The organism is Methylophilus aquaticus, from assembly GCF_030769565.1.
Classification (GTDB): domain Bacteria; phylum Pseudomonadota; class Gammaproteobacteria; order Burkholderiales; family Methylophilaceae; genus Methylophilus; species Methylophilus aquaticus.
In genome coordinates this window covers 66070-77561 of sequence record NZ_JAVCAP010000019.1, presented here as the reverse complement: position 1 = coordinate 77561, position 11492 = coordinate 66070, and the positions used below count along the sequence as shown (strand labels likewise).

At 47.5% G+C, this 11492-nt stretch carries 10 protein-coding genes; 4 read left to right on the top strand and 6 right to left on the bottom strand.

Annotated elements, in window-relative coordinates; all coding sequences use genetic code 11:
* Window positions 1–294 precede the first annotated feature (294 nt).
* Together Q9291_RS09310 and Q9291_RS09305 are read left to right on the top strand one after the other, a co-directional pair.
* The gene (locus Q9291_RS09310) at window positions 295–1896 is read left to right on the top strand and encodes a hypothetical protein (RefSeq protein ID WP_306389768.1); all 1602 of its coding nucleotides are present in this window, start codon (window positions 295–297) and stop codon (window positions 1894–1896) included.
* A 36-nt stretch (window positions 1897–1932) separates the two neighbouring features.
* On the top strand, window positions 1933–3498 hold the full coding sequence (locus Q9291_RS09305; protein WP_306389767.1) for a hypothetical protein: 1566 nt from the start codon (window positions 1933–1935) through the stop codon (window positions 3496–3498).
* 142 nt (window positions 3499–3640) lie between these two features.
* Here Q9291_RS09305 and Q9291_RS09300 read toward each other — a convergent pair whose 3' ends face one another.
* The 4 genes from Q9291_RS09300 to miaB form a co-directional block, all read right to left on the bottom strand.
* Window positions 3641–3886 carry a YlcI/YnfO family protein gene (locus Q9291_RS09300; protein WP_306389766.1) on the bottom strand — a complete coding sequence of 82 codons (246 nt, stop codon included), beginning with the start codon at window positions 3884–3886 and terminating at the stop codon, window positions 3641–3643.
* Window positions 3883–4302 carry a putative toxin-antitoxin system toxin component, PIN family gene (locus tag Q9291_RS09295; RefSeq protein ID WP_306389765.1) on the bottom strand — a complete coding sequence of 140 codons (420 nt, stop codon included), beginning with the start codon at window positions 4300–4302 and terminating at the stop codon, window positions 3883–3885. Before Q9291_RS09295 ends, Q9291_RS09300 begins: the two co-directional genes overlap by 4 nt.
* 174 nt (window positions 4303–4476) lie before the next feature.
* Window positions 4477–5430, bottom strand: a complete 954-nt coding sequence (locus Q9291_RS09290; RefSeq protein ID WP_306389764.1) for a PhoH family protein — start codon at window positions 5428–5430, stop codon at window positions 4477–4479.
* Between the two features lie 2 nt (window positions 5431–5432).
* A complete protein-coding gene (miaB, locus tag Q9291_RS09285) occupies window positions 5433–6770 on the bottom strand; it encodes a tRNA (N6-isopentenyl adenosine(37)-C2)-methylthiotransferase MiaB (RefSeq protein ID WP_306389763.1) in 1338 nt (445 codons plus the stop codon).
* Window positions 6771–6904: 134 nt separating this feature from the next.
* Between miaB and cysG the strand changes: the two genes are divergently transcribed.
* Window positions 6905–8305, top strand: coding sequence for a siroheme synthase CysG (cysG, locus tag Q9291_RS09280; protein WP_306389762.1), 1401 nt, complete (start codon window positions 6905–6907; stop codon window positions 8303–8305).
* 36 nt (window positions 8306–8341) lie between these two features.
* Here the strand turns inward: cysG and Q9291_RS09275 are convergent, their stop codons facing one another.
* Both Q9291_RS09275 and ompR read right to left on the bottom strand, forming a co-directional pair.
* On the bottom strand, window positions 8342–9655 hold the full coding sequence (locus Q9291_RS09275; RefSeq protein WP_306389761.1) for a sensor histidine kinase family protein: 1314 nt from the start codon (window positions 9653–9655) through the stop codon (window positions 8342–8344).
* Window positions 9656–9683: 28 nt separating this feature from the next.
* Entirely contained in the window at window positions 9684–10409 is a 726-nt protein-coding gene (gene ompR / locus Q9291_RS09270; RefSeq protein WP_306389760.1) for an osmolarity response regulator transcription factor OmpR, read from the bottom strand.
* 444 nt (window positions 10410–10853) lie between these two features.
* On the opposite strand from ompR, the gene Q9291_RS09265 reads away from it, so the two are divergent.
* On the top strand, window positions 10854–11453 hold the full coding sequence (locus Q9291_RS09265; RefSeq protein WP_306389759.1) for an EF-hand domain-containing protein: 600 nt from the start codon (window positions 10854–10856) through the stop codon (window positions 11451–11453).
* Window positions 11454–11492: the final 39 nt, after the last annotated feature.

The following is an 11492-nucleotide window of genomic DNA, read 5'->3' as shown; positions in this document are numbered from 1 at the left end:
TGCGTGGGTTCTTCGGGTACGTTTCATTGCTTTCTTTCTCTGCTTTCTGCCGCCTATCGGCTGCAAGGTTAAGCAAGAATATCACTTAAAACACTGTCCAGTTTTCCGGGTCCACCTCTGCTAGACCGTAGATTTGTCTTCGTATTTGTTTTTTATGAAGTATAAAATAGTAATGAAAGAGACACTTAATTTACTGATACACCCTATGCAATTCTTTCTTTCAGTGGCGTTCTTGTACGCCATTTGAAGCTAATGTATATATTCTTTGGGGTTGAATTGAAATGGATGTCCTGAATGGCAGAGAGTAAGAAAAAAGAGCAAGCCAAACCATCTGAATTCATGAGGCAATTACGCCCGGAGTATTATTCAGATACCTCAGAGAAAACTTCATATGTGCTTGATGCACCAACTTTTGAATATCATCTTGAAACCATTACATCTCGAAATCAGACTCACGACTTCGAGATTTTTTGCAGAAAGCTATGTGAACGTGTCATTTGCCCAAACCTAAGACCGGCAACCGGACCTGAAGGTGGTGGTGACAGCAAGGCCGATACGGAAACATATTCCGTTGCGGAAGAAATTACGACGCTCAGGTATATTGGATACCCCAATGCAGGGAAGGAACGCTGGGCGTTTGCATTTAGTGCAAAGAAAACTTGGGCGGATAAAGTTAGAAAAGATGTAGCAGGAATATTTGAAACAAAGAGAGATTATAAAAAAATAATCTGTGTAACTTCTCAATTTGCTCGGGCTAAAACGCGATCTGAGTTAGAGGCCGAGCTTTCTGCTCAATACGGTATAGAGATTATCATCCACGACCGAACTTGGATTGTTGATGAGATTATTGCCAAAGACCGCAAGGATCTCGCCTATTACTATCTAGGTGTTGGCCAACACGTAGTTAATGCTATTCGGCTAGGGCCTACTGATTACTCACGAACCCAGCAACTTGAAGACATAGAAAACTCATTTGATGATCCGGAGGCGTACGCTGGGATGGAAATGCAGCGTGCTACAGAAGCACTCATAGCTGCCAAATTATCTCGGAATTTAGAGCGTCCAAGGCATGAAACTGAAGGCAGATTTTCCCGGGCAATTCGCTTGGCCAATCAGGATGGTACTTCCAGGCAACAATTTTTGGCCCTTTATGAATCGATATGGACCGCCTTTTGGTGGTTTGAGGATATTCGTTATCTGAATCACAATTATGATGAACTTGAAAAACTTGTCATTGATTCACCACATGCAAAAAATCTCGAACTACTTTGCAATCTAGCTCATCTGCTTTTCAATTTGGTATCTCAAAATCATTTATCTATAGATGAAGCCAAACTTTATCAAAGAGTTGGGCCGTTAGTAGACAAGTTAACTGTGCTATCAGAGGATGATGAACGACCAAATAATGCTTTGGAAGCCCAAACTTCTCTACTGGTTATAAAACTTAATCAAGCTCTTGTAGCGCAAAACCCTAACGATTTCAGTTCTATCTGGCCTCAATTTTCTGAAATAGTTAAAAAGGCAGGACATCTCGGAGAGTACGATGTTGAAAAGCTGATAGAACTAATAGAAGTATTCGGGAACGCTGCAGGCAATGATCCCGCTTATGCCAATCTAGTGGACGATGTAGCTGAATTGGTTACTAATCGCACTGGTGAAGCTCAAGGTGCATTGGTGCTTTTAAAAAGAGCTCAACAATTAGACTTTGACAGTAATTTTGAAATTATTAGGCTCCTTGGAAAAGCTGTTCGTCAGCTAACTAAAAAAGAGTATATAGATTCACTCATCGAAGCACTTCAATTGCTTTCTTTAGCTTATCGGAATGCAGGGATGCTTTGGGCTTCACGTTCTTGTTGTTATTTTTTGGTGGCTTCAATTTTCATTGATGCCGAATAAAATAACCATCTTCCCGCAGCAATTGTCCCTAATCTAATGTTATTAGGTTGGGTTACGCTTGAACTGCGACATCTGCCAGATATTCTTGACGCGATCATATTAGTAAGAGGCTGCTCATCCAGCTTGCCATTAGATGATCCCTCCATAGAACGTTCTACTAAACGTTTAAATGAATTCGACCTCGTACTGGCAAGCTATATATTAAATTTCGAATTAGAGCAGCTTCAAATTGTTACAAGCATGCCTGACATATTTGAATCCCTAGGACTGATTTACTCTCGTAATGCATTACTTTATTCGCTCGGCCATGAGCAATTGTTGCGGAGTGACGGATTTATACCTAAAGAAGAAACATCTGAAGGGGTTGTCGAGTTATTTACTACCCTTGCCAACCAACCCTCTGCCCTAGAGTTGCCAAGGTCTCCTATATTTAATGAGCCTAATAGAGAACAGTGCTTAGCAACGAAAGTTCAAGGAATGGCAGTTGAGGTCGTTCATCAGACATCGGACGTTTCAATACTTGTCGCTGAAGTAATCATAGGCTCAATCGAGGCCTTGTTTGCAACGATGTTGGATCTCAATGTAGCAGCACATACAGAGAAATTTACTGTTGTAATAATTGAGAAATCAGACTTAAAAAAACCAGATTTCAAGATCGATCTAGATCAAATGATTGCCGAGGTTGAATGGCCAGAAGGCTCAATGCCAAATTCATATAATCAGCAGCCAGAGGTTATAAATTTTCTAATCACACTGGCTGCTGAGATTTTCACTTCTACATGTTATGGAGAAAACCTTGGTGAAACAGTGATTCAGCTTTTCGAAAATGAGTCCCTCATGGATCGGATTGCGATGATTGTGTTTTCAGTGAACAGCCGGCAAAGGATTTTTGAAACAGCTGTTTCTAGGTTAGAAGCTTGGAATACCCGTAACCCAGTCAAATATACACTTCAAGCTGATCGTCCGGAAATTGAGCAAAAAGAACTACATTCTGATGATGATAGAAAAAATAAATCAGAAAAATTTGAGCTTCCAAAGGATCATCGGGATATACAAGTTCGCTCTGTAATTGATATGCATCTCTGGGATCGTGCTAGATGGTCTGGTACTGGTTTCTCTTATTTTCCTAATCAGCCTCCAATAATCGGTTTGCTTTTTAGAGATGAAGAAGCTGCGAGAAAAATATTCTCAAGATGGAAAGAACGATTTGGTAATGATGATAAGAAAGAAGAAATCCATATTGCAATCATTCGGGGAATTTCAGAATCACATCCAAGCCACTATATAGTCTTAATTACTTCTGGGAAATCCGATATATCTGATTCTAACAATCAGGTGTTTATGCAAACTAACCGCATGAACACGATGGAACCTAAAACAGATGAAAATTTATCAAAATTTATTGCCCAATATCAACTCTTTAAGTGCTTTTACTTGATGCCAGCAATTCTAGGTCAGAATAACTCGGCTGAGTATTTAGGTGAAATTTCCATTTTCAAAACAAAGCTAATAATAAAAACTGTAGATGAAATAGGAAAAAATGATCTTGAGATCATGGCATTAGGCAGGGAGGGCTATGCCAAGAAATTTGGACCAAATTAATAATAACAGCCTAGTTTAGAGTGACAATTAAATATCACATTCCGTTGATGCTAAGTCGATCCTGGGCGGGCGCGAAAACCAAGTGCAACATTTTATGGAAGAACATTACAAGCTAGGTACCAGGTCTTGCAATCCAACATTTTTAATCGGTTACTCTATCTGTTCCAACAGCTACTGGTGTGTTTGGTACAGCGTCTAAAAAAGCTTCAAAGTCAGCACGCTTGGCTTGCGCCGCTTCAGATTTTAAATAGTTTAAGGTAAGTACACTGGCCATTTTTTCGGCTACTGCACTGGCAATAAATTGGTTTGCTGAGACACCCTCACGCTCGGCTAGTGCTTTAAGGTTTTGGTGGAGCGACTCGGGTATTCGTATAGTCAAAGCGCTCATTCTTTTCTCCTTAATTGGGTTAAAAATTCACCAGGGCTAATCGCTTGAATATCAAATTTTAGATTTTGAAAATCGCGTACATTATGAGTAACAATATATTCAGCCTGTGATGCAACCGCTAGCTCTAGCACCATGTCATCATTTGGGTCTCGTAGTTGAGGGCGCCATAAATAATAAATGTCTTGCAGATGAGAAATCGAGGCTAAATAACGCAAAAATGCTAATGCGTTTTCAGGCTGCTGTCCGGGTGGTAAATGTTCTACACGTGTTAATACTGCTTGCCATTCAACATAGAGTGCAACAGATAAACATATTTCAAACTGCGGATTAGGCAATGATGATATCAATGCATAACTTGCACCTTGTTTGGAGCGGATGGCAGCAACCAATAATGATGTATCAAATACGACCCTCATGGTTGCATCAGTATAACCATAATTCTCTTAATTTCAAGTGGTGCCAGAGAATCGATGGGGTCAGTATCAATAGATTTTCAATACCGATTAGTCGCTCTTGTTATGCATTTAACCTAAGAAGCAGGGGTTAGCCTAGGTGATGATTCCTCTGAGTTTTAGCTTTGGTTGAGATTGTCATTCACCTTTAGCGGTATTCTGCTCAAACTTCTCATACGCATTAATAATCTTCTGCACCAACGGATGCCTTACCACGTCCTGCGACATAAACTGGGTAAAGGCGATGCCTTTGACTTCTTTGAGGATTTTCTGTGCCTCAACCAAGCCGCTTTTCTGGTGACGCTGCAAGTCAATCTGTGTGACGTCGCCGGTAATCACCGCCTTGGTGCCAAAGCCAATCCGGGTTAAGAACATTTTCATTTGTTCCGGCGTGGTGTTTTGCGCTTCATCCAGAATGATAAAACTTTGGTTGAGCGTGCGGCCACGCATATAGGCGAGCGGGGCGACTTCAATGGCGCCGCGTTCAAACATTTTGTTTACGGTGTCGTAACCTGCCAGGTCATACAAGGCGTCATATAACGGACGCAGGTAGGGGTCGACTTTCTGATTGAGGTCGCCAGGCAAGAATCCAAGTCTTTCACCGGCCTCTACGGCAGGGCGAACTAACACAATTCGTTTCACGCGGTCACGCGTCATGGCATCCACTGCACTGGCAACCGCTAAGTAGGTTTTACCAGTGCCTGCCGGGCCGATACCAAATGTGATGTCATGGTCCTGAATCTGCTGGAGGTAGCTGACCTGGCGTGGCGTGCGGCCATGCAGGTCGCCGCGGCGGGTCATGAGTACCGGCATGGCGCTGCTGGCGACTTCTTCTGGTTTGAGTTTGTCGATTTCTACCAGGCCGAGCTGAATGTCTTCCAGCTCAATGGGTTTTTTGGAGCGCGCGTAGAAGTTTTCCAGCATTTGCGCACCGAGGCGCATATTGGTCTGTGTGCCGCTCAAGTAAAAAGTACTGCCACGGCGGTTGATGTCGATATCCAGGCCATTCGCCAGCTGGCGTATGTTTTCATCGAGCGGGCCACACAAGTTGGCCAGCATCAGGTTGTCTTCGGGGCTTAAAGTAATTTCCATGCTTAATTCACAATTTCGCCAACCAGGCGTTTGGGGTTGTAGACGTCGGTGATTTTGACTTGCACCATTTGATGGATAAACCGGGCATCCGCAGCGATATCCACCACGCGTCCGTTATCGGTTTTGCCTGCCAGCAGGGCAGGGTCCTTCCACGACGGGCCGTCGATGAGCACGCGTTGTACGGTCCCCAGCATTGCGCGGCTGATGGCGTCACCACTGGTTTCATTTTCGGTTTGCAGTTGCTTGAGCCAGTCGGCTTTGTCGGCTTGCGGCGTTTCGTCTGGCAGGTAGCTGGCCGGTGTGCCGGGGCGCGGGCTGTATAAAAAGCTGAAGCTGTAATCAAAGCCAACATCGCGTTGCAGTTTGAGCGTGGCCTGAAAGTCTTTTTCGGTTTCACCCGGAAAGCCGACAATGATGTCGGTGGTGATGGTCAGTGCCGGGTTGGCCGCTTTCAGTTTGCGGATCAGGCCCTTGTATTGCAGCGTGGTGTAGTTGCGTTTCATCGCCATTAAAATGCGGTCGCTGCCGGCCTGTACCGGCAGGTGTAACTGGTTGGCCAGTTTGGGCACGTTGGCATGGCAGGCAATCAGCCGTTCATTCATTTCATTGGGGTGGCTGGTGGTATAACGCAGGCGTTCGATCTGGGGAATTTCGGCAATGGTTTCGATCAGCATGGCCAGATCGGCCTCCATGCCCTGATACTGCACGCGGTAGGCATTCACGTTCTGGCCGAGCAGGGTGATTTCTTTCACGCCTTGTTCGGCCAGTTGAATTGCCTCGGTCAAGATATCTTCAAACGGGCGCGAAAACTCTTCCCCGCGGGTATAAGGCACCACACAAAAGCTGCAATATTTGCTGCAGCCTTCCATGATGCTTAAAAAGGCGGTGGCCCCTTCCACACGCGGGGGGGGCAGGTGGTCAAACTTTTCAATTTCAGGAAAGGTGATGTCGACTTGCGGTTTGTTTTCAAGGCGTTTGGTTTTGATGAGTTCCGGCAATCGATGCAGGGTTTGCGGGCCAAATACCACATCCACATAGGGCGCGCGCTTGATAATGGCGTCGCCTTCCTGACTGGCGACACAGCCGCCCACGCCAATCACCAGGTTGGGATTTTTTTCTTTGAGCGGGATCATGCGACCGAGGTGGCTGAAGACTTTTTCTTCGGCTTTTTCGCGTACCGAGCAGGTGTTCAGCAGGATGACATCGGCTTCTTCCATATTGTCAGTTTGGGTCATGCCTTCATGCTCGTGCATCAGGTCTGCCATGCGCGATGCATCGTATTCGTTCATCTGGCAGCCGAACGATTTAATGAATATTTTTTTACCGCTGTCCTGCTTCATCCAAGCCTTCTCAAACAGTTTTTTTAAACTAAAACAGTATTTTAGCGTATTTGCCAGTCGCAGGCATGAGAATCAACTGCCGGTCAGAGTTGACTGTTGTAAAATAGAATTCTTTTTCATTGGGCCCACGTTGCATGCAAGCATTACCGATTTTTTTTAATATCGCGCAACGACGTTGTATTGTGATTGGCGGCGGCGAAGTGGCCACGCGTAAAGTGATCATGTTGCGCAAGGCGCAGGGCGATGTGACGGTGATTTCCCCCGAGCTGAATGCCGAGCTTGGCCAGATGCTGGCGCAAGGCGAGATCCAGTATGTGGCTGCCAGCTTCGCGCCCGAGCAGTTAACCAGTGCTTGCCTGGTGATTGCCGCCACGGATGATGAAGCGGTGAATGAAGCGGTTTCGGTGGCCGCCAAGCGCTTGAATATTCCGGTGAATGTGGTCGATGCGCCTGCCTTGTGTACGTTTACCATGGGGTCGGTGATAGACCGCAGTCCGGTGGTGATTGCGGTATCCAGCGAGGGCAATGCGCCGGTGTTGGCAAGGCATATCCGCAGCAAGATCGAAACCATGCTGCCGGCTGCCTATGGACGGATTGCTGCGATTGCCGGGGAGTTTCGTGATCAGGTCAAAGCCAAGTTTGCCACCACCCAGGCGCGGCGCCAGTTTTGGGAAAACGTATTGAACGGCCCGCTGGTCGAGCGTGTGTTGTCGGGACAGGAGCAGGCAGCACGCGACCTGTTGGGCGAGTTGCTAACAAAGGCGGAGGATAGTCCGCTACGCGGCGAAGTGTATCTTGTGGGCGGTGGGCCGGGTGATCCTGATCTGCTGACCTTCAGGGCGTTGCGTCTGATGCAGCAATGCGACGTGTGTGTGTATGACAAATTGGTCAGTGCCGAAGTGATGGAGTTGGTGCGACGAGATGCCGAGTTGATTTATGTCGGCAAGTCACGCGATCAGCACACCTTGCCACAAGAGGAAATCAATGCACTGCTGGCCAGACTGGCGCTGGAAGGCAAGCGCGTATTACGCCTGAAAGGCGGTGATCCGTTTATTTTTGGCCGCGGCGGCGAGGAAATCGAAACCCTGATGCAGCATGGCGTGCCTTTTCAAGTGGTGCCGGGGATTACCGCGGCCAATGGCGTTTCCAGTTATGCAGGCATACCGTTGACGCATCGTGATTATGCACAGGCCTGTTTGTTTATCACCGGACACTTGAAAGATGGGTCGCTGGATCTGGATTGGCAGGCGATGGCACGGCCGCAGCAGACTGTGGTCATTTATATGGGCCTGGTAGGCTTGGCACAGATTTGTGAGCGGCTGATGGTGGAGGGGGTTTCGCCACAGATGCCAGTTGCAGTGATACAGCAAGGTACAACACATAAACAGAAAGTGGTGGTTTCAACGCTAGAACATTTGGCCGCAGATGTGGAAAAGGCCGGATTAAAACCACCTAGCCTGACCATTATCGGTGAAGTGGTGAATTTACGTGCCCGTTTAAACTGGTTTAACCCAGATGGTGGCGCTGGGGTGTAGGTTGCTCAAAGGCATGTTTTAGGTATTTGAGATGACTCAGGTGTAAGCCAGGATCGGCAGTGAAAGTCTGGCTTCAAGCCCGCCTTCTGGCCGATTAAGCAGCATTAATTGGCCACCATGCAGCTTGGCAATCCGGTTGCAAATTGCCAAGCCTAGTCCGCTGCCTCCCTCATGTTTGGTGCGGGCGCTGTCCATTCGCTCGAAAGGACGCAGCAGACGATCAGCGTGTTCTTGTGGAATGCCGGGGCCATTGTCCATGACGCTGATCACGATTTTATCGGCCATCACTTGGCTGCGGACCTCTACTTTGCCCTTGCCGTAGTTATAGGCATTGCCCACCAGATTATCCAGCAGCCGTTGCATGGCGAGCGGGCGTATGGGGATAAAATACTTGGGGCCGAGCGACAATATTAATTCCCGGCCTGCGCGCAACTGACGTTCGGCTAAGGCATTGAGCAAGTCGTTGATATCCATCATGCGGCTGTGCTCACCCTCAACGCCGCGCACAAAATCCAGAAACTGGTGAATGATATTATCCATGTCGGAAATATCCTCGATCATGCCTTGCTTCATGTAGTCGGCTTCAGTCGGCAGCATCTCTACCGCCAGGCGTAATCTCGCCAGCGGCGTGCGGATGTCGTGTGAAACGCCGGCCAGCAGCAAGGTGCGCTCTGCATCCAGACGCGCCAGCGATTCGGCCATTTCGTTAAAGGTATGTGTGACCTCCCTTAACTCTTCGACGCTGTCTTCCGGCAGTTTTGGTGCAGGCTCTCCATTGCGCAATCGTTCGGCGGCGTGGACCAGCATGGTCAACGGGCGGTTAATGCGTGCAGCCAGCAAGTAGGCCCCAATCAGTGAAAGCAGGCCGACAACGGCGCCCCAGCCCAGCCAGTGCCAGGGGAAAGGCCGGTCTACCTGAATTCTGGGAATGACCACCCAGAAATCATCCTGACCAACGTTAAAGCTGATCCAGAGTCCGGGAATGTCATAGTGATTGACGGTGATAATGGTTTCCTCACCCAGGCGCTCTCTGATTTTGAAGGCTACCAGATTGATGAAAGGATCGGCCGGTAGCGCTTCGATGTCCTCCAGAAAGTCGGCGGCATACACACGGACGCCTTCACGACCAGACAGTTCTGAAAGCAGTGCCAGACGACGATTTTCGTGCGAGGCAATCAGCGATGCACGGGTGTAATTGACGATGGTCACTGCTTGCAACGCAGCTGCTGTAGCGCGCGGTTCACGATCAAAGTAGTCAAAAATCTTGAGAGAGGCATAAATGCTGACCGCCAGTAAAATGGCGATCAGCAGCATGATGCGGGACAGCAGTCTTCGTGGCAATAAACGCACAGGCGTCTCTAGTGATTAGCAGAGGGGATTATTGAGGGGCGTCGCCATCAGGAATAAACACATAACCAAAGCCCCACATGGTTTGAAGATAACGTGGATGCGCCGGATCCGGCTCAATGATTCTGCGCAAACGGGAGACTTGCACATCAATACTGCGGTCAAACACATCCAGTTCGCGGCCACGTGCCAGTTGCATCAGCCGGTCACGGGACAAAGGTTGGCGCGGGTGCTCGGTAAATACCTTAAGCAAGGTGAATTCGCCGCTGGTAATGGTAATCGGGCTGCCGTTTTTAGACAGGCTGCGCGTATTCACATCAAATACAAAGTCACCAAACTGAAAGGCTTCAGTTTTTGTTTGGGTGGTATTTTTAGGGGTGATTTCGTGTCGACGCAATACAGCATTAATTCTGGCCAGTAACTCACGCGGGTTGAAAGGTTTTGGCAAATAGTCATCCGCCCCCATCTCCAAACCGACAATACGGTCAACCTCATCCCCTCGCGCAGTGAGCATGATGATGGGCGTCATTATATTTGCGCCGCGTAAACGCCTGCAAATGGCCAAGCCGTCTTCACCTGGAAGCATCAGATCCAAAATGAGCAGATCAAAAGTGTCTGCCACCATTGCTTTATCCATTTCCTTGCCATCAGACACAGACTGAATGTGAAAGCCCTGATCCGTCAAATAGCGCTGTAGTAGCTCTCGCATACGCAAGTCATCATCGACCATCAGGATTTTTTTTAGCTGCTCTGACATGTATAAACCTTTACAAACCGGAATGGATACCGCTATTAATATCAGCCTTTGATATGGAGGCTTTTTTGATGATTACAAGCAAAACGGCTTTGCGCCGCCATAAAACTTATTGCTGATTATTATACTCCAAGCAGAAGCAGGCATGAAATGGCACCGTTACAATCAGTTACAAATGGCGCAGGTGATGAAACATTGCATTAACAATCCTGATGCATGATTATGCTCGATTGTAGGAAAAATTTTCTGCAAAATTGCACATTTTGTGTTAAATGGGTTGATGTTTTCCGCTTACTTGCGTTAAGGTATTCGGCTATTTAAATGATCTCTTGCCATGACTTTGCGCAGTTGGTTTGTGTGCGATTGGGTGTCCAGTGTTTTGTGAGTGCTGCATGGTTTACCGTCTGATAAAAGTTATGTTGAATTTGGATGTTGATGTCTAGAGCGATGACACATTTGAAAAGTATCTTGCTGGTAACGGCTATGCTGATGGCGATGCCCGCGTGTGCTGACTGGAAATTGCCCTTGCATGTGAGTGATAGTCGGGGTCTGGACAATGATGACGTCGGACTGTCCAAAACGCTGGAGCGTAATTTCAGCCCGGAAGACCGCGCTCGCTTACGCAAGGCGCTCACCGATTATGCACGCAATACCGATCCGGATCACCAGCTGATGTTACAAAAGCGGAAAGCAATGCATGAAAGCATTACGCAGCGTTTTAATGAGTGTAATCGAGATAATGATGACTCTCTGGATCGGGAGGAAACCACCTTGTGCTTGCCACAGGTCGCGCGCCACTTTTCTTACGTTGATGTGGATGGTGACGGAGTGATTACACTGGATGAACTCGAGTTGGCCCATACAAAAATGACTGAAAAGCAGCGTGCTGCAGAAGCCCAGTTCGAAGTGCAGCAAACGCCTTCAGGCGATATTGATCCCGATTTAAAAACCAAAAACAAGCAAAAAAATTCCTCTGTTGTTCCAGCCTCAAGCTCTGCTAACTCCTCTGGTAAAGAGCTGTCTGCGGCCCGCAAGCACCCTAGCTAAGTCACCCGTACTCCTCTCCCGATGTATCGGGTTCAAGTG